The 22,883-nt window shown below is 71.6% G+C and carries 19 protein-coding genes; 6 read left to right on the top strand and 13 right to left on the bottom strand.

The window, feature by feature from the left end; translation table 11 throughout:
• The first annotated feature begins 80 nt into the window (after window positions 1-80).
• Window positions 81-1,664 (top strand): FAD-dependent monooxygenase, encoded by a 1,584-nt coding sequence (locus tag ACGFIO_RS34860; protein ID WP_392833153.1) that lies wholly within the window; start codon window positions 81-83, stop codon window positions 1,662-1,664.
• A 235-nt stretch (window positions 1,665-1,899) separates the two neighbouring features.
• Here the strand turns inward: ACGFIO_RS34860 and ACGFIO_RS34855 are convergent, their stop codons facing one another.
• The 3 genes from ACGFIO_RS34855 to ACGFIO_RS34845 all read right to left on the bottom strand — a co-directional run bounded on the left by ACGFIO_RS34855 (window position 1,900) and on the right by ACGFIO_RS34845 (window position 4,868).
• Window positions 1,900-2,685, bottom strand: coding sequence for a hypothetical protein (locus ACGFIO_RS34855; RefSeq protein ID WP_392833152.1), 786 nt, complete (start codon window positions 2,683-2,685; stop codon window positions 1,900-1,902).
• A gap of 238 nt (window positions 2,686-2,923) precedes the next feature.
• Window positions 2,924-3,574, bottom strand: coding sequence for a response regulator (locus ACGFIO_RS34850; protein ID WP_392833149.1), 651 nt, complete (start codon window positions 3,572-3,574; stop codon window positions 2,924-2,926).
• Window positions 3,507-4,868 carry a sensor histidine kinase gene (locus ACGFIO_RS34845; protein WP_392833147.1) on the bottom strand — a complete coding sequence of 454 codons (1,362 nt, stop codon included), beginning with the start codon at window positions 4,866-4,868 and terminating at the stop codon, window positions 3,507-3,509. Before ACGFIO_RS34845 ends, ACGFIO_RS34850 begins: the two co-directional genes overlap by 68 nt.
• 101 nt (window positions 4,869-4,969) lie before the next feature.
• Between ACGFIO_RS34845 and ACGFIO_RS34840 the strand changes: the two genes are divergently transcribed.
• On the top strand, window positions 4,970-6,745 hold the full coding sequence (locus ACGFIO_RS34840) for an ABC transporter ATP-binding protein (RefSeq protein ID WP_392833145.1): 1,776 nt from the start codon (window positions 4,970-4,972) through the stop codon (window positions 6,743-6,745).
• A 277-nt stretch (window positions 6,746-7,022) separates the two neighbouring features.
• Entirely contained in the window at window positions 7,023-7,853 is an 831-nt protein-coding gene (locus tag ACGFIO_RS34835) for a serine/threonine-protein kinase (RefSeq protein ID WP_392833142.1), read from the top strand.
• 27 nt (window positions 7,854-7,880) lie between these two features.
• On the opposite strand, the gene ACGFIO_RS34830 is transcribed toward ACGFIO_RS34835, so the two are convergent.
• The 6 genes from ACGFIO_RS34830 to ACGFIO_RS34805 form a co-directional block, all read right to left on the bottom strand.
• Entirely contained in the window at window positions 7,881-8,921 is a 1,041-nt protein-coding gene (locus ACGFIO_RS34830) for an endonuclease/exonuclease/phosphatase family protein (RefSeq protein WP_392833139.1), read from the bottom strand.
• 225 nt (window positions 8,922-9,146) lie between these two features.
• On the bottom strand, window positions 9,147-9,992 hold the full coding sequence (locus tag ACGFIO_RS34825; RefSeq protein ID WP_392833137.1) for an NAD(P)-dependent oxidoreductase: 846 nt from the start codon (window positions 9,990-9,992) through the stop codon (window positions 9,147-9,149).
• Window positions 9,993-10,018: 26 nt separating this feature from the next.
• Window positions 10,019-11,032 carry a hypothetical protein gene (locus ACGFIO_RS34820; protein WP_392833134.1) on the bottom strand — a complete coding sequence of 338 codons (1,014 nt, stop codon included), beginning with the start codon at window positions 11,030-11,032 and terminating at the stop codon, window positions 10,019-10,021.
• A gap of 25 nt (window positions 11,033-11,057) precedes the next feature.
• Complete coding sequence (locus ACGFIO_RS34815; protein WP_392833131.1) at window positions 11,058-11,837, bottom strand: ABC transporter permease; 780 nt, start codon at window positions 11,835-11,837, stop codon at window positions 11,058-11,060.
• Window position 11,838: 1 nt separating this feature from the next.
• Window positions 11,839-12,627 carry an ABC transporter permease gene (locus ACGFIO_RS34810; RefSeq protein ID WP_392833129.1) on the bottom strand — a complete coding sequence of 263 codons (789 nt, stop codon included), beginning with the start codon at window positions 12,625-12,627 and terminating at the stop codon, window positions 11,839-11,841.
• Window positions 12,624-13,640 (bottom strand): ATP-binding cassette domain-containing protein, encoded by a 1,017-nt coding sequence (locus tag ACGFIO_RS34805; protein ID WP_392833126.1) that lies wholly within the window; start codon window positions 13,638-13,640, stop codon window positions 12,624-12,626. The genes ACGFIO_RS34810 and ACGFIO_RS34805 overlap by 4 nt, the downstream gene beginning before the upstream one ends.
• Before the next feature lie 251 nt (window positions 13,641-13,891).
• Here ACGFIO_RS34805 and ACGFIO_RS34800 point away from each other — a divergent pair, with 251 nt between their 5' ends.
• The 3 genes from ACGFIO_RS34800 to ACGFIO_RS34790 all read left to right on the top strand — a co-directional run bounded on the left by ACGFIO_RS34800 (window position 13,892) and on the right by ACGFIO_RS34790 (window position 16,656).
• Complete coding sequence (locus ACGFIO_RS34800; protein WP_392833125.1) at window positions 13,892-15,349, top strand: CehA/McbA family metallohydrolase; 1,458 nt, start codon at window positions 13,892-13,894, stop codon at window positions 15,347-15,349.
• An 81-nt stretch (window positions 15,350-15,430) separates the two neighbouring features.
• Entirely contained in the window at window positions 15,431-15,955 is a 525-nt protein-coding gene (locus ACGFIO_RS34795; RefSeq protein ID WP_392833122.1) for a SigE family RNA polymerase sigma factor, read from the top strand.
• Window positions 15,952-16,656: a hypothetical protein gene (locus ACGFIO_RS34790; RefSeq protein ID WP_392833119.1), complete on the top strand. Its 705-nt coding sequence runs from the start codon at window positions 15,952-15,954 to the stop codon at window positions 16,654-16,656. The genes ACGFIO_RS34795 and ACGFIO_RS34790 overlap by 4 nt, the downstream gene beginning before the upstream one ends.
• Here ACGFIO_RS34790 and ptsP read toward each other — a convergent pair.
• The 4 genes from ptsP to ACGFIO_RS34770 all read right to left on the bottom strand — a co-directional run bounded on the left by ptsP (window position 16,637) and on the right by ACGFIO_RS34770 (window position 22,875).
• On the bottom strand, window positions 16,637-19,072 hold the full coding sequence (gene ptsP, locus ACGFIO_RS34785; RefSeq protein ID WP_392833204.1) for a phosphoenolpyruvate--protein phosphotransferase: 2,436 nt from the start codon (window positions 19,070-19,072) through the stop codon (window positions 16,637-16,639). The genes ACGFIO_RS34790 and ptsP overlap by 20 nt on opposite strands.
• Window positions 19,072-19,704 carry a dihydroxyacetone kinase subunit DhaL gene (gene dhaL / locus ACGFIO_RS34780; protein WP_392833116.1) on the bottom strand — a complete coding sequence of 211 codons (633 nt, stop codon included), beginning with the start codon at window positions 19,702-19,704 and terminating at the stop codon, window positions 19,072-19,074. Before dhaL ends, ptsP begins: the two co-directional genes overlap by 1 nt.
• Window positions 19,701-20,702 carry a dihydroxyacetone kinase subunit DhaK gene (gene dhaK, locus ACGFIO_RS34775; protein ID WP_392833114.1) on the bottom strand — a complete coding sequence of 334 codons (1,002 nt, stop codon included), beginning with the start codon at window positions 20,700-20,702 and terminating at the stop codon, window positions 19,701-19,703. The genes dhaL and dhaK overlap by 4 nt, the downstream gene beginning before the upstream one ends.
• A gap of 61 nt (window positions 20,703-20,763) precedes the next feature.
• Window positions 20,764-22,875, bottom strand: a complete 2,112-nt coding sequence (locus tag ACGFIO_RS34770) for a DUF6596 domain-containing protein (protein ID WP_392833111.1) — start codon at window positions 22,873-22,875, stop codon at window positions 20,764-20,766.
• Between the last annotated feature and the right edge of the window lie 8 nt (window positions 22,876-22,883).

Genomic DNA, 22,883 nt, shown 5'->3' with positions numbered 1-22,883 from the left:
AGGTCCGACGACGGATCGTGGTATCTATGGAGATCGATTAGGAAGCAGACAATCATTCACGTTCTTCGGAGGTCCCTGGTATGTCGGCAGCGGAACGCTTCAGGGCCATCACCTCGCCCGTCCGGCCCGAGGGCCGGCAGGTGCTGTTCGGGCGGGCGATTGTGCTCGGCGGCAGCGTCGCCGGCTTGATGGCCGCGCGCGTGCTCAGCGACCACGCCGACGAGGTGCTGATCATCGAGCGTGACGACCTGGCCGCGCTGGACGTCTCGGATGAGGAGATCGCCCGCGATCCCGCCGCCCTGCGGCCGCGACCGGGAGTGCCGCAGGGCAGCCAGGTCCACGCGCTCCTGCCGTCCGGGCAGATCCAATTGGAACGGTGGTTCCCCGGCTTCGTCGACGCGGCGCTGGCGGCCGGGGCGGTCAGCCCGCCGCCGGACACGCAACGGTTCTACATCGACGGTGAGCTGCGACCCGACCCGCCGAGCGGACCGGGCATGAACGGCATCATCTCCAGCCGGCCGTTCCTCGAAGCGCTGATCCGGAACCGAGTGCTCGCGCTGCCCAACGTGCGGGCGCTGCACGGCCGCGTCGAGGGCTTGACCATCGCCGACGGCGCCGTCACCGGTGTCCGCTACGTGCCGACCAGCGCGGGCGAGGCGTTGGGCGCGAGCAGGGCGGCCAGCACCGGAGAGCCCATGGGCCCCGCGACCAGCGCGGACGAGACGACCAGCGCGGGCCAAACAGCTGGCGCGGGCCAAACAGCTGGCGCGGGCCAAACGGCTGGCGTAGGCGCGGGCATGGTGGCGAGCAGTGGTGGGGTGTTCGAGGAGCCCGCCGACTTCGTCGTCGACGCGACCGGACGCTCCAGCCGGCTGGGCGATTGGATTGACGGGTACGGGTACCCGCGCCCGCCCATGCAGCGGATGAACATCAAGCTCAACTACGCCACCGCGTTCTTCCGCCGGCCGGCCGACGCCGAGGTGTGGGCGACCGTCTCGATCACCAACCCGAGGCCAGGCACCGTCGCGCGGATCGGCGGCTTCACGCCCGTCGAAGGTGACCGCTGGACGATGCTGGTCTCCGGGTACGACGACGACCGGCCGAGCCGCGACCCCGAGGACTACGAGCGCCGCTGCACCAAGGACTTCCCGGCCGAGTTCGGCCACATCGCCACCACCGCCGAGCGCACCAGCGACGTGGTCACGTACCACCAGGCCGACAGCCGGCGCCGCGACTACCACCGGCTGAACCGCTTCCCGGCCCGGCTGATCGCCGCCGGCGACGCGGTGGCCTCCTTCAACCCGGTGTACGGCCAGGGGATGACGTCGGCCATGCTGCACGCCGGCTGCCTGTCCGAATACCTGCGCGCCCACCCTGACCTGTCCAGGCCGGCACTGTCCTACTTCGCCGACGTCCGGGTCATCGTCGACGCCGCCTGGCAGGTGTCCACTCTCGCCGACCTGGCGCTGCCGCACGTCGACGGCCCCTACCCACGCGGCTACCGGCTGATTCGATGGGCCAGCGGTCTGGTCTACAAGGCATCAATGCGTGATCGTACGCTCAACCGCACGGTCGGCCGGGTCACGTCGATGCTGGCCCATCCCACCGAGCTCTCCCGCCCCGGCGCCCTATTCCGAGCCTTGGCCGCAACGGCCCGCAGTTAAGCCGCCGCACCCGGATCGGCCAACGCCGCAGCGCACCCACCCTAGACAGAACGTGGATCAGCCACCGCCGCAACGCCCCTTAGTTGGCTGAACGTGATCCACCAACGCCGCAAAGCCTCCCCACCTGCCTAAACGTGGATCGGCCGCAGGGGCCTTGCACTTGGCTGATCCCTCAACACGAGCACGGGCCGAGTGACCGCGTCGGTGGCCACGCCACCGGCGCGGACCCGCTCACCTAATCATCCGACTTCGAATCGTCCTTGCCGGACCGGCCCGAGCCGCCGGAACCACCCGAGCTACCCGACTCGCCGGATCCGCTGTGGTCGTCACCCGCGGCGTCGTCCCCACCACCGCTCTTGCCCTTGCCGCCGTTACCCGAGGTCTGGGTCGGCGTCGGCTTGGTGGTCGGCGATCCCTTCCCCTTGCTCTGGTCGGGCGAGGCGCTGCCTCCGGAGGACGGTGCCGACCCGCCGCCGGCAGGCGACGAACCGCGGCCCCGGGAGGAGTGACGTGACAATGGGCTCGTGGACGTCGCCGGCCTCGCTGACGGCGGCACCACCTCGGCGCGCCCGGGCGAATCCGGTGCCACAACCGGTCGGGCCGGCGTGGGACCCACCTCGGCCGGCGGCGTGTACCAGAGCGGCGACGCCTCCTCGGCCCGCGGGCTCCCACTGGCCGCGGTCATGATGCTCCAACCACCGGCGGCCACGGTCCCGGCGGCGAGCACCGCACCGATGGCCACCCCGAGCACCCCACGCGCAGCGCGCCCACGGCGTCGCCGATCGCGCGGACCCAGCGGCCCGGTGTCGAGCACCACCGGCCGGTTCCGCAGGTCAGACACCGGCTGCTCCAGCGACGGCCCGGCGTGCTCCAAGGAGCGCCCGGCGTGCTCCAAGGAGCGCCCGGCGTGCTCCAAGGAGCGCCCGGCGTGCTCCAAGGACGGCCCGGCGTGCTCCAAGGACGGCCCGGCGTGTGCCAGGGACGGTCCCGGTTGCACCTCGGACGACCCAGCGCCCGCCATGGACAACTCCACACCCGCCGAAAACGACGCCGCACCCAACGACGGCACCGCACCGGCGGCGGACTCCGCACCCGCCGAAGACGGCCCCGCTCCCAAGGACGGCACCCCGCCAGCGGAGGACTCCACGCCAGCCGAAGACGGCCCCGGCTGGAGCGAGGACTGCCCCGCACCAGCCGAGGACGACGCCGGTTGCGTCGAGGATGGTGCCGCTACCCGGACATTCTCCACACTCCGATCTTCAACCTTCGGTGCCCGGTGCGCCATTGTCCGTTGGTCCTAGTACCTCGGACTGACGCTGCGCCCACAGGGCGGCCTGGGTGCGGTCGGTCACCCCGAGCTGCTGATAGACGCTGGTCAGGTGGGCTTTCACGGTGCGTTCGCTGATGCCCAGCTTGCGAGCGATCGACTTGTTGGGCAGGCCCTCGCCGACCAGCCGGAGCACCTCACGCTCGCGCTCGGTGAGCGTGAGGGACGTGCGGGGCGCCCGGCGACTCGTGAGCAGCACCCGGGCCGCCTTCGGGTCGAGCGGCGAACCGCCGGCCACCACCTCGCGGATGCCGGCCAGGATGGTCTCGGGCTCGGCGTGTTTCAACAGGTAGCCCTCGGCCCCGGCGGAAAGCGCGTCGAGGATTCGCTGCTGGTCGCTGAACGACGTCAGCACCAGCACATGAGCATCGGGATTGTCGGTCACGATCACTCCGATCGCCTTGACCCCGTCGGTTTTAGGCATGGAGAGATCCATCAGTACGACGTCGGGGCGAAGAGACGCCGCGAGCGTGATGGCCTCTTCACCATTGGATGCTTCACCGGCCAGGCGGAGATCATCGGTCGTCTCCAGGAGCTGCGCCAACCCCCGCCGGACGACGGCGTGATCGTCGACGATCAGCACCCGGATCATGAACCGGCACCTCCGCTTCCACCCTGGTCCCGGCGGCGGGCGCGGACCGGATCACCAGCCTGCCGCGTGCGTCCGAGATCAGGTCGCTTAACGCTCGCAACCCGAAATGTCCGCCTTCGGCCCGTTCGGCGATCAGGTCGCCGTCGAACCCTCGTCCGTCATCATCTATCACGAGCCGGACCATTCCTCCTTCTTCAACCACCTTGATGTCGACCTGCGACGCCCCGCTGTGTGCGCTGACGTTGCGCAGTGCCTCCTGAGCGGTGCGGAAGAGCAGCCCGGCCGTGACCGGTGTGAGCCGCTCGGTGTCGGCCACATCGAGCGTGACCCCGACCCCGGTGCGTTCCAGACCGGCCGCCAGCTCGGCCAGCGCCGACGCCAGGCCCTCCTCGTCCAGGTTGGGTGGGTAGATGTCGACCAGCAGCGACCGGAGCTGGCCGATGCCCGTACGCAGATCGGCCGCGGCCTGACTGATCACCTCGGCCCGCTGACTCTCGTCGGGTTTGCCCAGCCGGGCCGCGTCCAACGCGTAGGTGATGCCGGTGAGCTGCTGCACCACCCCGTCGTGCAACTCACCCGCGATCCGCCGGCGCTCAGAGTCGGAGGCGTCGACCGCGTGGCGCAGCAGCCTCTCGCGTTCGCGCTGCTGGCGTTGCACCCGGCGGGCCAACGACCAGGCCAGCGGGATCTGCACCAGCTGCAACGCGACCAGGGCGCCGAGCGCGATCGGGGCGAACTTGTGCCACGCCGCCTGGCCGGCCTGGTCGACCGCGTCGTACCGGAAGTAGACCTCGAACAGCAGGCGCTGGCCGGTGGGGGCACGGACCCCCGCGTACACCTCGAGAAGTTTGCCGTAGCGCACCTCGAACCGGTTTTCCGGCCGGGACAGGTCGCTCACCTCGGAGTCGATCCGCTGCTCGCGCAGGGCCTCGAGCTCCTCCTCCTCGAGTTCCCAGGTGGTGCCGTCCAGGCCGGCCTGGTCGGAGTAGATGATCCGGCCGGACTCGTCCCACAGCTTGACCCGGACCAGCGAGCCGGCCAGCACGTACTGTCGCATGGCCCGATCGAACGCGGCCCGCGCGGCCGGGTCGCCGTCGATCAGCGCCTTGTCCAGCCGGGGCTCGACCACTCCCTTGGCGGTCACGAACGCGACCTCGCTGGCCGACTCGGTGGCCTGCTCGACCCCGGCCTGCCGCGCGGCCAGCGCGAGCAGGGCGGCCAGCCCGGCCAGCACGGCCACGCCGACCGCGGTGAACCGGGCCACCAGCCCGACGGTTGAGGTCATGGCGTGAGCGTATTCGGAAAGGTGCGAATGCGGATCGGACCGGAGTCTTAGTACCAAGGTGCAATGGCGGCGCCGACCGCTGAACGCCGAAAGTTGTCGGCATGTCAGCACCGCTCGCCATCTCCGTCGCCCGGCCCGCAGTCAGGGCCGAGGCGCTGCCGCTGGCGGCCGGGGCCGGGCTGAACGTCCTCCAGGTGGGGGTGACGCTGGCCCGCCCGTGGCCGCTCGCCTTCGCCGTCGACCACGTGATCGGCGCCGAGCACCCGCGGGTCGCCGTCCTGGCCCTCGCCGCGCTGGCCACGGTCGCCCTGAGCGGGGTGGCCGGCCTGCTCGACATGGCCGGGGTGATGACGGTCGAGCGGGCGGCCGAGCGGATCGGCGCCCGCATGCGCACCCAGGTGTTCGACCATGCGGTGACCCGCTCGCTGCGCTGGCACGACGGGTTGCGCAGCGGCGAGCTCCTCTCCCGGCTCACCACCGACGTGGGACGCATGCTGGACGCCATCGTGGCGCTGGCCGAGACGCTCATACCGGACGTGCTGATGCTTCTGTCCGTACTCGTCATCCTGGTGGTCTTCGACCCGGGCCTGGCCCTGGTGGGGCTGGCGGTGCTGCCGGTGCTGGCGGTCCTCGCGGTGCGGCAGCGGCGCAGGGTGCGGGCCAACCAGGCCGAGGCGCGGGCCGAGTCCGGCAAGCTGGCCGCCACCACGACCGACCTTTTGCGCAATGTACGCGCGGTGCAGGCGTTCGGCCGTACGGACCGCGCATCCCGCTCGTTCAACGCCCGCAACCGTGCCCTGCTCGACGCCGAGCTGCGCGCCATCGACACCGCCGCCCGCTGGACCCCGCTGGCCGACGTGGTGCTCGCCGTCGGCGCCGGGCTGGTGCTGCTGGTCGGTGGCCGCGAGGTGCTGGCCGGCCGGCTCAGCACCGGTGAACTACTGGTCGTCGTCGCATACCTGAAAGATCTGTACTCGCCGGTGCGCGCCCTGACCCGGCTGTCGACCACGCTGGCGAAGGCCGGGGCGAGCGCGGCCCGGGTGGCCGAAGTACTGGACAGTACGGACGCCGTACCGGAAAAGCCCGGCGCCGGCCCCGCGCCCCTGCTCCGCGACGAGATCCGCTTCGACCACGTGGGCTTCGGCTACGACCGCGAGCGGCCCATCCTGCACGACTTCAACCTGCGGGTCGGCGCCGGCGAGACGGTCGCGCTGATCGGCCCCAGCGGTGCCGGCAAGAGCACGATCCTGCACCTCTTACTACGGCTGTACGACGTGGAGGCCGGCGCGGTGCTGGTCGACAACGTCGACGTCCGCGACATCCGGCAGCTCAGCCTGCGCGAGCGGATCGCGTTCGTGCCGCAGGACCCGTGGCTGCTGGACGGCACACTGGCCGAGAACATCGCGTTCGGGTCGGCCACCGCCACCCGCGCGGACGTGCTCGCCGCCGGTCGGGCCGCGCTGGTCGACGAGTTCGCGCAGACATTGCCGGCCGGTTATGACACCCCCTTGGGCGAGGGCGGGGTACGCCTGTCAGGCGGTCAGCGCCGCCGGGTCGCGATCGCCCGCGCCGCCGTCTCGAACGCGCCCCTGGTCCTGCTGGACGAGCCGACCGCGTCGCTGGACCCAGCGTCCGCCGCGGAGATCATGCGGGCCATCCGCTCCGCCACCGCCGAGCGCACCGTGCTGCTCGTCACCCACGATCTCGACCTGGCGGCGATCGCCGACCGGGTCGTCACCCTCTCGGGGGGAGGTGAATCTCATGGCCGGTCGTCGCATCCAGTCCCCGCTGCAGCACCGCGGTGGACGCAAGCACACCCGGACCCGCAGCCGGACGCGCACCCGTACGCGGGGCTGATCCAGCAGTTCCGTCACTGAGAAACCGAGGAGGTGATCACCATGGCTGGTCGTCGCATCCAGTCGCCGCTGCAGCACCGCGGCGGTCGCACGCGGACCCGCACCCGCACGCGGACCCGCACCCGCACGCGCGGCTGACCCACCCCGCGGCGGACCGATTCCGGTGGTCCGCCGACGCGAGAGGGTGCAATTCCGGCGCCCGCTCGCCCCTGAAGCGGAGACCCGCCCCGATGGCCTCACCGAAACATCCGGGCGGGTCTCCACTCTCCTCATTCTGGAGACGCAGATGGAGTCGCAGATGATTGACGAACTCGTGCCGACGCTGGCGCTCGACGACGAGGACGGCGAGCCGATCTGGACGTTCGCCGAGGGCGCCCCGATGCCCGGCAGCTTCCGCGCCTGGGAACGACTCGGCGTCGGCGTGCGCTGCGAGACCTGGCTGGTCTGGTCGCCTCGGCTGTGGGGGCCGGCCGTGCTCAAGCTGCCCCGCCCGCACCAGGTGGGCAACCCCCGCGCGGCGCGGTCACTGGGCCGCGAGGTCGCCGCGCTCAGCGACAATCCGCATCCCGTTCTGCCGCGACTGTACGAGGACGGCATCAGCGAGGCGGTCCCATACGTGGCGCTGGAGTATGTGGACGGGCCGACGCTCGCCGACGAGATCGACGAGACCGGGACGCTGGGCGCCGAGGACGTCGCGCTGCTCGGCATTCAAGTGCTGGCGGGGCTGCGTACGCTGCATCAGCACGGGGTTGCGCACGTCGACGTGAAGCCGGAGAACATCGTGCTGCGCGACGGCCGCCCGATCCTGATCGACTTCGGCTCGGCGCGGGAGATCGGCGCGCGGCAGCCGGCCGGGCGTCCGGTGGGCACGCAGGGTTACGCGCCGCCGGAGATGGAGGCGTGCGAGCCGATCAGCCCCGGCATGGATGTGTTTGCCCTGGGCGTGACGCTGCGCGAGGCGAGTTCTTCGGTTGCTCTGCGCTTTCTGGCCGAGCCGCTCTCGCGACTGTGCGAGCCGGATCCCGCGCGCCGACCGACCACCGAAGGGGCCCTCGCTCTCCTCGGTGCCGCCTTGGACGAGGAGCTTCGACCCTGGCCGGGCTGGGTGCGGCCCTACTCCGGCCGATGAAGTTCTCCCCTCGGGCGCTAGCTATAGCTAGAGGGCGAGGTCGACGCAGGCCGGGTCGTGGTCGCTGCCGTCGCCGCTGATCTGGGTGCGGCGCATTACGTGGGCGGCCGTTACCGGCAGGTCGTCGGTGGTCCACACCTGGTCGTAGCAGCTGTAGGTGGTCTTCTTGTCGGCCCGGTGGCGATGCGTCCACATGGTTGCCGACTCGGCCGCGAACCTGTCTTCGACCAGGGCGCCTGTGCGCGTCGGACCGGGGATCGTGGTGGCGCGGCTGATCTGCTCGATCAGGCCGTGCCGGGCCAGTGCGGACAGGGCCGGACTGGTGGGAATGTCGTTGAGGTCGCCGAGGACGACCGCGCGCTTGGTGATGCGCTGGCGGCGCAGGATCGCGGCGATGGCTTCGGATTGGCGCGTACGTCTCGCCGTGATCGCCGCGTGTGCGGCCTCGACCCCGGCCGGGCCGAGCGCGAACTCGTCGGGGACGAAGTTGCTCTTCAGGTGGTTCACGAAGATGTTCAGCGATTTGCCGTCCGGCGCCTCGACCGCCACCTGCAGCAGATCGCGGCTGAACACGCGGTCAGCCCAGTAGCGCCACGAGCTGATCCGCTCGATCGGCCGGCGGGAGCAGATGGCGACGTCGATTCGCCGCGGATCGTTGCCTTCGATCACCACCCGGTACGGGTAGTCGACGCCCAGGGCGGCCAGATCCTCCCGGCCGAAGGTGTCCAGCGTGTCCTGGTCCTCGACCTCCTGCAGGCACAGCACGTCCGCGTCGAGAACGGCGATCCGCCGCGCGATCCAGGACCGCGCCTTCGGGTCCTTGCCGCTGACCAGCCGACCGGCGAAGGTGCGGAGGATCCCGGTCAGCTCCTGCCCGTCCGGCAGCACGATCCGCACGATGTCCCCGCCGGGAGCCTGCCCGTCGATGGTGACCGCCCGGGCCGCCGCGTCCTTGCTGTCCGCGTGCAGCGCCGGCAGAGCGGCATCGGCGACGGTACGCGGCAGGTCGGCCGCGAAACTCCACCGCGAGAAGAGATTGTTGACGTTGAACGTGGCGACCCGAAGCATTCCTTCAGGGAACTCCGGCGCCACCTGCATCGTTGTCGCCCAGCCGACGGCGGCCGGGTATCCCGCCCGATCAACCGATCCCGACGACCCGAACGGCCACGCCGCCACGACTGTTCGCCGACCCGGTGTGAGGAAGCAGCCCACCAGCGAAAGGTCGCACCCCCGCACAGCGACACGCCGGCAAACGCCGCGCGCGACGCCAGCCGGAGCGGCCGGACCCGACCGCTACTTGCCGGCGAACGCCTCGGCCACTGCGGCCATGTCGCTCTCGCCATGGCCGGCCTCGGCCGTGCGGGTGTACAGCCGCAGAACCGTGTCGAGCAGCTCGGGCGGGAAGCCCGCCTCGGCCGCCGCCTCGACCATCAGCCCGACATCCTTGACCACCCCGTCGACGGCGAACGACGTCGTGTAGTCGCCGGACAGGATGGCCTTGCCCTTGAGCTGGGCGTACGGCGCGCCGGTGGGGCCGTCGGCGATGGCCTCCAGGTAGAGCGCGGGGTCGACGCCGAGCGAGCGCGCGAACTGCACCGACTGGGCGATGCCGGCCATCAGCACCGTCACCCACGAGTTGCACACCAGCTTGAGCTTGGTGGCCGCCCCGATCTCGGTGCCGGCCACCACGACCCGCGAACCGATCGCGTCGAAGACCGGGCGGCACCGCTCGATCAGGGCGGGATCGCCGGACGCGAGCACGATCAGGGCGCCGTCCTCGGCCGGTTTTCTGGTGCCGAGCACCGGCGCGTCGACGATCGCGGTCACCCCGTCGGCGACCGCGGCGATCCCGGCGACGCCGACCGTGGCCGACTGGATCCACACGGCGTGAGGGCCGAGCGCGGAGACGACGGCGGGCTTGACGTCGAGCACCGCGCCGGCGTCGAACAGGATCGTGATCACCGCGTCGGCGCCGGTCACCGCCGCCTCGACCGTCGACGCGGGGTCGGCTCCGTCTGATGCCAGGTCAAAGGCTTTGGCGGCGGTACGGTTCCACACCGCCACCTCGTGCCCGGCCCGCAACAACGAATGCACCACGCCGACGCCCATGACCCCGGCGCCCAGGACAGCAACCCGCATCGGTGATCCACCCCCTCGGAAGGAACCTAGCCCAACCGGACGAACACCGTCTCAGGGTGGTCGTACTTCTCCAGATACCGTGACTGCACCTCGGCGGACTCCTCGTCCCCGTCGGCCAGCACCGCCACCCGGAACGAGCGCTCCGGCGCGTCGTGCAGCACGGCCCGTACCGTCGCCGCGCCGGCCCGCGCGATGTGCGCCACCACCTCCGGATCGGCCAGGTAGAACTGCTCCCCGACCAGGAGGAACCGTGCGGTGTACGAGCGTTGCTCGGCGTCGCCGGCGATCGTGACCGTGGTCCGCCAGTAGTCGTCCACCGGCATGCTCCGGTCCCAGAGTTCCTCGAACCGCTCGGTGACGAACCCGCCCAGCGGTGAGTCCTCCGACACCTCCAGCTGAGCGTGGTCCCCGGACAACCGGCCGAGCGGCAGGAACGAGGCCAGCAGCCGATCGTCCCAGCAGTAGACCTGCAGCGAGGCCGACGTCGCGTACAGCCGCACCTCGAACCGGTGTCGGAGCCCGGGGTCGAGGCCGCGCTCGAATGCGTCGAGCGCCTGCAGGTTGCGCCGCGACTCGATGGCCACGTCGCCGCGGCCGGCCAGCTCGGCGGTACGCTGGGCGGCGGCCACCGAGTCGGGGTGCATGAGCAGGATCCGGGCGGTGCCACCGCGCCGGAGCAGGTCGGCCGCCGCGGCCAGGAACCGCTGGTCGTGCGGGGGAAGCAGCAGCCGCGAGAAGGTGTGCAGGATCCGGATGCTGAGGCCGGCCGACCGGACCCGGCCGATGTACCACCCGAAGTCGAGGTGACGGTGCTCTCGGACCCGGCCGCGCTCGGCCCGGCGGATGATCGGCGTCAACGCGAAGATCACCACGAGCGTGCCGACGAATTCAGAACCGAGGTTCAGGGCCAGATTCGATCCGTACGCGTCACCGCCGCGCGCCAGCCACAGCAGCAGGACTGAGATCGCCCCGAAGACGGCGACGACCGGCAGCGTCCGCGATCGTGCCGCCTGCCCGAGCCAGACGCGCAGCATCCTCATGTCCTGCAGAGTAATTCCACAATGCTCAGTTTCCGGCCGACTCGTACCGTCGCAGGCCGCGCTTGAAGACGGCCAGCGCGATCACGGCGCAGTACACCGCGACCACCGGCGTGAGCAGCCCGATCCAGCGGTTCGTGCCCTCGTCGAGCAGGTACGCCGCCGGGAAGAAGCTGACGAACGCGAACGGCAGCACGATGCCCAGCACGGCCTTCAACGCCGCCGGGTAGATCGACAGCGGGAACCGGGCCAGGTCACCGATCGTGTGCACGGCGAAGGCGAAGTACGGGCTCGGGCTGGACAGCCAGAACGACGCCGCGTTGGTGGCCAGGTTGATGGCCAGCTTGATGACTATCGCGCTGACCAGCAGGAGCAGGCCGGCGACGGCCCGCCACGGGGTCCAGGTCACCTCGCTGTGCGCCAGCGCCGTGCCGATCATGATGCCGCCGACGACGATGTTGCTCAGGCCGTTGATGCCGATCTCGGCGCTGCTCGACTGCAGGACCACCGGGTACGGGCGGACCAGGAAATAGTCCAGCTCGCCCATGTTGATCTGCCATGCGATCCGCCACATGCCCTCGAAGAACAACGACCCGACGCCCTCGGCCAGCGCCACCGCCCCGAACATCAGCACCACCGCCCAGAACGTCCAGCCGTTCAGGGACGGAATCTTGGCGAACAGCGCGGCCAGGAACACCACGTTCACCACCTGCATGAGGACGGTCGCGACGGCCAGGATCCAGAAGTCCGCCTCGTACTCCAGCAGGGCTCGCAGGTGCGCACCCAGCAGGCGCAGATAGATCCGCATCTCAACCCCCGTTGACCGTCAGCTGCCGCACCGCGGCCCGCCACAGCAGTCGCGCCGCGAACCACAGCACGACCACCCACCCGAGCTGCACCGCGACCAGCAGCAGCCCCTCACCCGCGTCGACCCGGCCGATGTAGATCAGCGCCGGGGTCGAGGTCAGCCCGGCGAACGGCGACCACTTCGCCGTCGTCCCCAGCCAGGCCGGCAGGTAGGCGAGCGGGATCAGCGCGCCGGAGAGCAGGTTCATCACCGCCAGCCGGGCCCACTGCACCCCCAGGTAGCTCTGCGTCCAGAAACACACGAGGGAGGTCAGATAGAGGATCAGAAACTTGAGGGGTACGAGGAGCAGCATGCTGATCGCGAACAGCACCAGCCCGGCCCCGGCCGGGACGGACACGCCGCCGAGCACCGCCACCACGCCGGCGCACGCCGCCAGCACGATCAGCACCTCGATCCAGAGGCCGCCGAGCGCCTCGGCGAACCGCGACCGCTGGTAATCGACCGGCTTGACCAGGTCGAGGGCGACCAGCCCGCTCTGGATCCGGAACGCCATCCGGAAGTCGCCGTTGATCGACACCAGGGCACCGGACGCGAATGCCACCAGCAGGTACGCCTGCATCTGGGGCCAGGTGAAGCCCTGCACCGGCGACTCGGTCAGCAGCACCCGCCACACCGCCAGCAACGCGACCAGCTGGACCAGCGTCGCCACCATGCCGAGCAGTACGTTCAGCCGGTATTCGAGCACGCCCAGCGCCACCGCCCGGGCCTGCGCCCGATAGGCCCGGGTCATCGCGAGGACTCCGGGTCGAGCTGGAGTTCGCCGGAGTAGACGCGGCGGATGACGTCCTCGATCTTCGGCTCGTCGACCCGGATGTCGACCAGGTTCCCGAGGCCGGCCAGAACTGAGACGGCCTGCCCGGCGGTGAGAACGAAGCGGTCGAAGCGGACCGAAAGTTGACGTGAGGTTTCGCCCTCGGTGATCACCGCACTGGGTAAGGCGTTCCGGACCGAGTCGAGCGGCACGGGCTGTTCCGTCTCGACGTGCAGGATGCGCTCGCGGGCGTACCGGTCCTTCACCGCTTCCAGGTCGCCGTCGAAGATGATCCGCCCCTGGTCGATGATGACCAGCCGGCGGCAGAACCCTTCGATGTCGGCGAGATCGTGGCTGGTCAGCATGACCGTGGTGCCCTCGTCGCGCAGCGTACGGAAGAATTCTCGCACGCGGTCCTTCACCTGCAGGTCGAGACCGATGGTGGGCTCGTCGAGATAGACCACCCGCGGCCCGTGCAGCATCGCCGCGGCCAGGTCGGCCCGCATCCGCTGGCCCAGCGAGAGCTTGCGGCCCAGCGTGGGCAGGATCTCGCCCAGATCGAGGACCTCGTCGAAGCGGGCCAGGCGTTTGCGGTACGTGGCCTCGTCGATGCCGTAGATGTCGCGCAGCACCGCGAACGATTCGCGGACCGGCAGATCCCACCAGAGTTGCGTCCGCTGTCCGAAGAGGACACCGATGCGGTGCGCGATGGCGGTGCGGTCGCGTTGCGGGTGCAGACCGTCGATGCGTACGTCGCCCGAGGTGGGCACCAGGATCCCACTGAGCAGCTTCACCGTTGTCGACTTGCCGGCGCCGTTCGGGCCGACGTACGCGACCGCCTCTCCCGCCTCGATCGACAGGTCGACGTGGTCGACCGCGACCTTGTCGATGAACCGCCGCCGGAACAAATGCCGCACCGACCCGGCGAGGCCCGGATCCTTCACCGGCCGCCGGAAGACTTTGGTCAGGTCACGAGCTTCGACGATCGGCATGCCCGGACCCTACGATTTCCGCCGCACACCAAGCGACCGGATTTCCAGCGATCACCGTGGATCATCGACCACCTCCTACCCGATCCGCGCTCCCGCGGGCGCCGCCCGGCCGATCGCCACGCCGGGATCCCTGGACCTGGCCCGACCGCTTCGGGTAGGACGGAAGGGGCGGCCGAACTGGCCGCGGCCCCGTCACGTGGGCGTCGCCGGGCGGTCAACCCGAGGCCACGGCACGCCGGGAGGGTGGGCTCATGCCGAGCCGACGCAACCTGCTGATCAGTGCGGCCGCCGGGGGCGCGGCCGTCACGCTCGACCCGGTGTCGTTCGCGGCGGCCGCGCCCGGTGGTACGCGGACCAGCACGCTGACCGGGACCATCGGGTACGGGGCGCCGGACTGGGTTTACGTACCCCTGGAAATCCCTCGGGGTGTCAACGCGATCACTGTCGGCTACAGCTATGACCGGCCGGCCCCGCCCGCCGGGCAGAACGGCAACGCGCTGGACATCGGCATCTTCGACGAGAGCGGGCACGCCCTGGGCGACGCGCGCGGCTTCCGCGGCTGGTCGGGCGGGTTCCGCACCGAGTTCACGATCAGCGCGGCCGAGGCGACACCCGGCTACCTGCCCGGTCCGATCCGGCCCGGGACCTGGCACGTGATCTTCGGGGCGTACACCGTGCACCCGCAGGGCCTGAACTGGACCTTGACCGTCACGCTCAGCTTCGGCCCGCCGCCCCCGCCCTTCCGCCCGAAGCACGCCCCGCACCGGGCCGCCGGCCGCGGCGACACCTGGTACCGGGGCGACCCGCACCTGCACACCGTCCACTCCGACGGCCGCCGCACCCCGGCCGAACTGGCGGCGGGCGCCCGAGCGGCCAAACTCGACTTCTTCGTCTCGACCGAACACAACACCACCAGCGCGCACGGCGTGTGGGGTGAGTACGCCGGCCCCGACCTGCTGATCATCGACGGCGAAGAGGTCACCACCCGCAACGGCCACTACACGGCCCTCGGCCTGCCCGCGGGAACCTGGATAGATTGGCGTTACCGGGCGGCCGACGGCGGCCTCCAGCGCTTCGTCGACCGCATCCACCAGGCCGGCGGCCTGGCCGTGGCGGCCCACCCCAACGCGACCTGCGTGGCCTGCGGCTGGCGATTCGGGTACGCCGGGCTGGACGCGGTCGAGGTCTGGAACGGCCCCTGGACCCCCGACGACGACGCGGTCCTCGCCGCCTGGGACAACCTGCTGGTCAGCCGCCGCGGCCGCCAGTGGCTCCCGGCCGTCGGCGCCTCCGACGCCCACAGCGAACCCCAGGTCATCGGCCTCCCCCACACCGTCGTGCGAGCCACCGGCCTCGACCGGCGCGCCATCCTCGCCGCCCTCCGGTCCGGCCACTCCTGGATCGCCGAGTCCGCCGCCGTCAACCTCTCCTTCACGGCCGCGTCCCCCACCCGGACCGCCCACATCGGCGACCGCCTCCCCGCCGCGCCCACCACCCCGGTCCAGGTCGCCCTGACGGTCACGGGCGCACCGGGGGCAACGGCCCGCCTCATCTCCGACCAGGGCGTCCGTGTCACCACCCCACTCCCGGCCGACGGAACCGTCTCGTGGCCGACCGTCCCCCAGAACTCCCGCTACGTCCGGGCCGAGGTCCGTCGCGCCGATTCGTCGATGGTCGCCCTGACCAACCCGATCTTCCTGGGCGACTGACTCCCGCTTCCTCCCTGGTCCCCGTGGGGAGCTGGAACGACACGATGCAACCGACCGAGAAGGGCTCCGGTCAGAAGAGGCGTGAGACAAAACAGCGAACGTGATCGGGAGTTCTACGACTTCGTAGCCGGCCGACGCGGGAAACTGCTCAAAACGGCCCGGTTGCTGACCGGCGGCGACATCTACCTCGCCGAGGATCTCGTGCAGCACGTACTGACGAAGCTGTACGTGTCGTGGTCGTCGTTCAAGCGGGCCGACAACCCGGACGGCTACCTGCGCCGGGTGCTGGTCAACGCCATGACCGACGAGCGGCGGCGGCGTTGGCGGATGTTCGAGCGCAGTGTGCCCGCCCTGCCCGATCTGCCTGCCTCGGAGCATGTCGCCGTGGACGAGCCCGAGCTGGCGCAGGCGTTGCGGGAGCTGCCGCCGAAGATGCGGGCGGCGATCGTCTTCCGCTTCTACCACCAGCTCGACGTGGCCGAGACCGCCGAGGCTCTGGGCGTCTCCCAGGGCACGGTCAAGAGCCAGACCGCCCGGGCCCTGGACAAACTTCGCGCCGCCCTGCTGCGCACCGACACCTACCACTCTCAGGGAGCCCACCGATGATGGATCTGCAGAACCGTCTGGAGCGTCTGGCCGGCGCCGACGACGCCGTACCGGCCGGCACCATCGAAAAGGATCTCGGCCGGGGCCGGCGGGCCGTCCAGCGCCGCCGGACCGTTCAGGCCGTCGCCGGTTCGGCGTTCGGTGTCGCCGCGATTGCGACGGCGTTCACCTTCGGTGGCGTGTCACCGTCCGGGCCGGACGCGGGCGCGGCTCCGCCGCCGGTGACGTACACCGCCGGGAAGAACGGCGGCCTGAAACTGGTCGACTACCGCGGCGAACAGCCGAAGTGGTTCACCGTCGACAAGGTGCCGAAGGGCTACTTCATCCAGTACGACGACGGGCAGAACCTGACCATCGCCCCGGAGGCCGCGAAGAACGTGCCGGCGGGCACCGATCCGTCGAAGTCACCGATGTACGACCCGCGGGTGCTGACCGGCAAGATCGGTGTCTACCTGGAGAAGCGTGGCTACCGAGCCGAGCTGCACGGCGACAAGGTGACGGTGGCCGGCCGTGATGCGGTGCTGAACCCGGTCGGCGGGGGCACCATGCAGCTGGTCATGTCGGTGTCGGACGTGGTCTACGCGACGATCCAGTTCGACGTGCCGATGGGCCGGGAGCAGATGATCGAGATGGGCGCCGGGCTGCACGTCAGCCAGGACGGCATCGATCAGATGGCGAAGGTCAAGGGCAAGAACGAATAGCGGCTCGGACGGCCGCCGCGTCGGGCAGGTCGAGCACCGGCGGCGGTGTGGCGGTGGCGGAGCGGACGGCCTCCTTCACCGCCGGGATAGCGGGTGGCGACACCGACAGTTCGCGTACGCCGAGCTGGATGAGCAGCGGGACGGCGGCCTCGTCGGCGGCCAGTTCGCCGCAGACCGCGACCGCGACCCGGTCGCCGACGCCGTGGCAGGTCTGCGCGATCAGGCGGAGCACGCCGGGGTCGAGGGCGTCGGAGAGCCCGGCCAGCGCGGGGTTGCCGCGTTCGGCGGCCAGAGCGTACTGGGTCAGGTCGTTGGTGCCGACGCTGACGAAGTCGACGTGCGGTGCGAAGGTGGCCGCTTTCAGGGCCGCCGCCGGGACCTCGACCATGATGCCCACTTCGAGGCCCGACGGGTGGCCGCCGACAGCGGTCTGTGCGTCGGCCAGGGCGGCGCGGGCCGCCCGCAGTTCGGCCAGGGTGCTGACCATCGGGAACATGATGCTGACCGGGGTGTCCCGGGCGACGCGGACCATCGCGATCAGCTGGTCGGCCAGCAGGCCGGGGTGGGCCAGGGAGTGGCGGATTCCGCGTACGCCGAGGAACGGGTTCTGCTCGGGCGGGGACGGGAGGTAGGGCAGCGGCTTGTCCCCGCCCACGTCGAGGGTGCGCAGCGTGACGCGCCGGCCGCCCAGGGCTTCGGCGATCGCCCGGTACGTCGCCTCCTGCTCGTCGACGCCGGGCGCGGACGACCGGTCGAGGAAGAGGAATTCGGTGCGGACCAGGCCGGCGTGGTCGGCGCCGTTGGCCGCGGCCGCCCGGGCATCGGCGACGGAGCCGATGTTGGCGCCGACGCCGACGATGCGGCCGTCGGGGGTGGTGGCGGGCCGGGACGCGGCCGTCAGTGCGCTTCGGCGCCGGCTCGCGAGCTCCGCCGCCCGCGCCTCGAAGGTGGCCGTGACCTGGGCTGATGGAGCGACAACGACTTCTCCGGTACGCCCGTCGAGCGCGATCGTGGTGCCGGTGGGTACGCGGAGGATCGCCTCGCCGGCACCGACGACGGCGGGTATGCCCCGGGCCCGGGCCAGGATCGCGCCGTGCGCGGTGGGGCTGCCCGCCGCCAGCACGATCCCGGCGACCGTGGCCGGGTCGAGGGCGGCCGCCTCGGCCGGGGTGAGGTCGCGGGCGATCAGCACTCCCGTACCGGTCACGGCCGGCCCCGCCGCGCCCAGCAGGGACCGGAGCACCTGGTCGGACACGGCTCGGACGTCGGCGGCGCGCGCCCGCAGGTAGGGGTCGTCGAGGGCGGCGAACTCGGCTGCGACGCGGGTCGCGGCGGCTGCCCAGGCCTGCGGTGCGGGGGCGCCTTCGGCGATGCGGGTACGCGCTTCGTCCAGCAGGTCGGCGTCGTCGAGCAGGAGCAGGTGCGCGTCGAAGATTCCCGCCTCGGTGACACCGGTGCCGTCGCGGAGCCGCCGCACCGAGGCCCGCACGTCGTCGAGGGCCCGGTCCAGGCGCGTCGTCTCGACATCCGAACCCTGGGACGGCACCTCGGGAATGTCCGGTGTGGACTCACCGAGCTGCCAGGCCGGCCCCACGCCGATTCCCGGCGAGGCGGGCTGCGCCCCCGCCCGGACACCCGCTCCCGGTTCGCCCGGTTCGCCCGGCTCGGACGGCGCGGACGGCTCGGACGGCTCGGCGGGTGTCTCGTCGAAGGCGCGCCCGGCCAGGGCCAGCACCCGGTCCACGGCCGGCTGGGCGTGGGCGCCGGACGCGCGTACCTCGAGCTCGTGGTCTTGAAGTGCGCCCAGCGTGGCCACTCGCGTGAGGCTCGACGCCGGCACCCAGGCCGAACCCGTGGTGCGGTTGCGGATCTCCATCGGAGCGCCGGCGTCGCGAACCTCGGACACCAGTCGAGCGGCCGGCCGTGCGTGCAACCCGTGCGGGTTGGTGACGGTGAAGGTCGCCGAGACACCCTCGGCCGGAGCGGACGCGGCCGGGGCGGCCGGCTCCGCGCCGAGGTGGGATTCCTTGCCGGCCAGACCGGCTACCGCCTCGGCCGCCACCTCGTCCCGGGACGCACCCGCGGACGCCGCCACGACCGCCGCGACCAGGCCCTCGACCAGCGGCGCCGGGCACAGCACGACCTGGTCGCGCCGGTCGGGATCGTCCAGCAGGTCGAGCGCGAGTTCGGCCGAGAGCACCGCACTGCCCAGATCCATCAGGACCACGACACCGTCACCGCGGTCGGCCGAGGCGATCGCCGACGCGATGGCGACCGCGTCGGTGCCGAACGAGCCGTCGTCCAGGCCGGCCGCCACCGCCAGCGCGATCTCCTGGCCCTGGACCATCTCCGCGGCCAGGGCCACCGCCGCGTCGGCCAGCGCACGGCTGTGGCTGACCACGACCAGCCCGGTCATCACCCGCGGAGCGTGCCGGCGGCGGCCGCGAGCAGGAACGTCATCGAGGTCGCGCCCGGATCCTGGTGGCCGGCGCTGCGTTCGCCGAGATAGCTGGCCCGGCCCTTGCGCGCGACCATCGGGATCGTCGCCTCGCGGCCCTCCTCGGCGGCACGGACGGCCGCGTCCAGCGCCTCGGCGAACGGCTGACCGTCGGCCAGCGCACCCTCCAGCGCGTCCACGGCCGGCGCCAGCGCGTCGTACATCGTCTTGTCACCGGCCACCGCCTTGCCCCGCGCGACCACCCCCTCGAGGGCCGCGCGCAACGCCTTGCCGAAGGTCGCCGGATCCAGCGTCTCGTCGTCGCCGGCGGCCGTGGCCATCCGCAGGAACGCCGTCCCGTAGAGCGGCCCGCTCGCCCCGCCGACCGTGCTGATCAGCGTCATGCCGGTCCGTTTGAGTACCGCCGCCGGGGTCGCCGGCTGTTCCTTCTCGAGGGTCGCGAGCACCGCCTTCATGCCGCGGTCGAGGTTCGAGCCGTGGTCGGCGTCCCCGATCGCCGAGTCCAGGTCGGTCAGCAGCTCGCGGTGCGTCTCGACGAGCCGTGCGAACTCGGTCAGCCAGGCGGTCAGTGCGGCCGCGTCCACGCTCACGCCCCCCACCGCAGGCCGGACGTGTTCACCGGCGCGTCCCACAGCCGCAGGGTCTCGTCGTCGGCCTTGAGCAGCGTCACCGAGGCGCCGGCCATGTCCAGGCTGGTGATGTACGGCCCGACCAGCGACCGGGCGACCGTCACGCCGGCCTTGGCCAGAATCTGCGCGACCTCGTTGTAGAGCACGTACAGCTCGATCAGCGGGGTGGCGCCCATGCCGTTGACGAACGCGATCACGCCGTCGCCGCCGGTGAAGTCGAGGTCGGCCAAGATCGGGCTGACCAGCATCTCGGCGACCTCGGAGGCGGGCGCGAGCGGCACCCGGCGGCGGCCCGGCTCGCCGTGGATGCCGATGCCGACCTCCATCTGGTCGTCGGGCAGGTCGAACGTGGGTTTGCCGGCCGCCGGGACGGTGCACGAGGTCAGCGCCAGGCCCATGCTGCGGCCGGCGTCGTTGACCTTGCGGGCCACGTCGGCGACCTCACTCAGCGACCGGCCCTGGTCGGCCGCGGCACCGGCGATCTTCTCCACGAGCACTGTCACACCGACGCCCCGTCGCCCGGCGGTGTACAGGCTGTCCTGCACCGCGACGTCGTCGTTGGTCACTACCGAGACCACGTGCACGCCGGTCTCGGCCTCGGCCAGTTCGGCCGCCATCTCGAAGTTCATCACGTCGCCGGTGTAGTTCTTGACGATGTGCAGCACGCCCGCCCCGCCGTCCACGGCCTTGGTGGCGGCGAGCATCTGGTCCGGTACGGGCGACGTGAACACCTCGCCCGCGCAGGCCGCGTCGAGCATGCCCGGCCCGACGAACCCGCCGTGCAGCGGCTCGTGCCCCGACCCGCCGCCGGAGACCAGCCCGACCTTTCCCCGCACGGGCGCGTCACCCCGGATGATCAGCCGATTCTCATGGTCGACGCGCAGCTCGGGATGGGCCGCGGCGATGCCCCGAAGCGCGTCGGACACCACATTCGCCGGATCGTTGATGAGCTTCTTCATCCCACGCTCCCTCGCGTCGCCACTGGGCACCTGTCCGACACGCTACGCCGAAGATCGGTGTTCAGGGTTGTCCGTTCGGAGGATGCTTGAGCGCGCCGAGCGTGTGCCCGGTGGCCCGCTTGCAGAGGTATTCGGCGCGCTCGTAGGACAGCCGGCGCCGCCCGGTCTCGGGGCAGCGGTCGGCGTCGGCGAGCGGCCGTGACGGCACCGGTTTGCGTTCGGCCAGAAAGACCGGTCCGCGGGTACGCCCGGCCAGCAGCCGTGGCAGCAGCCGCGCGGTGCCGGACCGCCAGGTGACCCAGCGTCGCCCGGCCCGGGCCCGGCGGTCCTCCAGATCGAGATCCTCGACGTCGAGCGCCAGCACGGCCTGAATCGGCGCGCCCGACTCCTGAAGCAATGTCCACAATGCACGTTCGCGGAGCGGTGTGGAGTCGTGGTCCCATCGCACTGCCCGAACTGGGACGGCCACCACTGCTCGGCCGATATCCTTTCTGGACAGTGAATCGGCCATTGCCGGGTCGCCCAGCCACGCCGCGAAGGTGCGGACCGCCGCGACGTGGCGGTTCCAGGTCGCCGGGGCCGCATCGCCCCAGGCCGTCACGAAGGCGCGGGCGACGTCGCCGGCGGTAAGGGCGCTGAGCGGAAGACGGTCACCGACGGTACGGCGCAGGCGCCGCATCGTCTGCTGGTACGACCGTCGCGTTGCCGCCTCGAAATCGGTGCGGCCGAGAAACGCGTCGGCCGCCTCCCCCAACGTCCGTCCCGCGGACCCGTCTTGCTCGTCGGGCTCGTCTTGCTCGTCTTGTGCCGCGGGCTCGCCGGGCTCCGTGGGCTGGGCTTCGGCCCGGCGCTCCTCGGCTTCGGCCCGGCGGTCCTCGGCTTCGGCCCGGGATTCTTCGGCTTCGGCCCGGTGTTCCAGGAACGCGCGCTCGGCGGCGTTGGTCGCCAGGCCGGCGGCCCGGGTGAACTCACGGCTGGCCTCTGACGCACGACCGAGGCGTCGCAGGAGGTCGGCGCGGACGCTCGGAAGCAGGTGGAAGTCGCGCAGAGCCGGGTCGGCGAGCAGGGGTTCGACCAGGTCCAGGGCCGGCCCCGGGCCGCGGGCGAAGCTCACCGCGACCGCCCGGTTGAGGCGGACGACCGGCGTCGGCACGAGACGTTCAAGCAACTCGTAAAGGGTGACGATCTGCGTCCAGTCGGTGTCGGCGGCGGCGCGGGCCTGGGCGTGACAGACGGCGATCGCGGCCTGCAGGACGTACGGTCCGGGCGTACCCCCGATCTCGCGGGCCCGCAGCATGGCGCCGAAGCCGCGCCGGATGAGCAACTGATCCCACAGCCCGCGGTTCTGCTCGTGCAGCTGGATCGGCGCACCGTCCGGCCCGGTGCGCGCGGCCGACCGCGACGCCTGGATCTCCATCAGCGCGACCAGGCCGTGCACCTCCGCCTCGCCCGGCGCCAGCTCGGCCAGGATCCGGGCCAGCCGCACCGCCTCCCGGGTCAGTTCCGGGCGCAGCAGGTCGTCGCCGGCCGTGGCCGCATAACCTTCATTGAAGATGAGGTACAGCACCTCGAGGACGGATGAGAGTCGCCCGGCCAGCTCGTCCGGCGGCGGCAACTCGAACCTCGCTCGAACTTCGGCCAGCACCCGCCGGGCCTCGGCGATCCGTTGCCGCACAACCGGTTCGGTGGTGAGGAAGGCCCGCGCGATCTCACCCGCGCTCAATCCCGCCACCATGCGCAGGGTCAGCGCGGCCCGGGTACGCGGGCCAAGCGCCGGGTGGCACGAGATGAACATCAGCCGGAGCACGTCGTCCGGCTGCTCCTCCAGCGCGTCCACGGCCAGCCGGGGCGCCATCTCCTCGAAGCGGCGCTCGCGGCGGATCCGGTCGACCGCCCGGCGCTTGGCGACAGCGGTCAGCCAAGCACCGGGATTGCCCGGGACGCCGGTCGCCGGCCACTGCTCGAGCGCGGCGACCAGGGCGTCCTGCGCGACCTCTTCGGCCCGGCCGACGTCGTGCAGCAGGCGCATGAGGGCGGCCACGATCCGCGCCGACTCCAGCCGCCAGACCGCGTCGACCGTAGCCCGGACAGCCTTGGGGGTCACCCGGCCGCCGGCCGGCACCCCGCCCTCGGCGGTCGCCCGACCGTCGGCTGCCCCACCGCTCTCGATCATCGCCGCTG

Source organism: Actinoplanes sp. NPDC049265, assembly GCF_043197135.1.
Classification (GTDB): domain Bacteria; phylum Actinomycetota; class Actinomycetes; order Mycobacteriales; family Micromonosporaceae; genus Actinoplanes.
This window is presented reverse-complemented; position numbering and strand designations above follow the sequence as displayed.

Coding starts and splice junctions, on each gene's coding strand:
- ACGFIO_RS34810 (WP_392833129.1), bottom strand. CDS start 12,627: ATGACCCGGGCCTATCGGGCGCAGGCCCGGGCGGTGGCGCTGGGCGTG.
- ACGFIO_RS34800 (WP_392833125.1), top strand. CDS start 13,892: ATGCCGAGCCGACGCAACCTGCTGATCAGTGCGGCCGCCGGGGGCGCG.
- dhaK (WP_392833114.1), bottom strand. CDS start 20,702: ATGAAGAAGCTCATCAACGATCCGGCGAATGTGGTGTCCGACGCGCTT.
- ACGFIO_RS34825 (WP_392833137.1), bottom strand. CDS start 9,992: ATGCGGGTTGCTGTCCTGGGCGCCGGGGTCATGGGCGTCGGCGTGGTG.
- ACGFIO_RS34860 (WP_392833153.1), top strand. CDS start 81: ATGTCGGCAGCGGAACGCTTCAGGGCCATCACCTCGCCCGTCCGGCCC.
- ptsP (WP_392833204.1), bottom strand. CDS start 19,072: ATGACCGGGCTGGTCGTGGTCAGCCACAGCCGTGCGCTGGCCGACGCG.
- ACGFIO_RS34790 (WP_392833119.1), top strand. CDS start 15,952: ATGATGGATCTGCAGAACCGTCTGGAGCGTCTGGCCGGCGCCGACGAC.
- ACGFIO_RS34840 (WP_392833145.1), top strand. CDS start 4,970: ATGTCAGCACCGCTCGCCATCTCCGTCGCCCGGCCCGCAGTCAGGGCC.
- ACGFIO_RS34820 (WP_392833134.1), bottom strand. CDS start 11,032: ATGAGGATGCTGCGCGTCTGGCTCGGGCAGGCGGCACGATCGCGGACG.
- ACGFIO_RS34845 (WP_392833147.1), bottom strand. CDS start 4,868: ATGACCTCAACCGTCGGGCTGGTGGCCCGGTTCACCGCGGTCGGCGTG.
- ACGFIO_RS34815 (WP_392833131.1), bottom strand. CDS start 11,837: ATGCGGATCTATCTGCGCCTGCTGGGTGCGCACCTGCGAGCCCTGCTG.
- ACGFIO_RS34805 (WP_392833126.1), bottom strand. CDS start 13,640: ATGCCGATCGTCGAAGCTCGTGACCTGACCAAAGTCTTCCGGCGGCCG.
- ACGFIO_RS34770 (WP_392833111.1), bottom strand. CDS start 22,875: ATGATCGAGAGCGGTGGGGCAGCCGACGGTCGGGCGACCGCCGAGGGC.
- ACGFIO_RS34855 (WP_392833152.1), bottom strand. CDS start 2,685: ATGGCGGGCGCTGGGTCGTCCGAGGTGCAACCGGGACCGTCCCTGGCA.
- ACGFIO_RS34830 (WP_392833139.1), bottom strand. CDS start 8,921: ATGCTTCGGGTCGCCACGTTCAACGTCAACAATCTCTTCTCGCGGTGG.
- ACGFIO_RS34835 (WP_392833142.1), top strand. CDS start 7,023: ATGATTGACGAACTCGTGCCGACGCTGGCGCTCGACGACGAGGACGGC.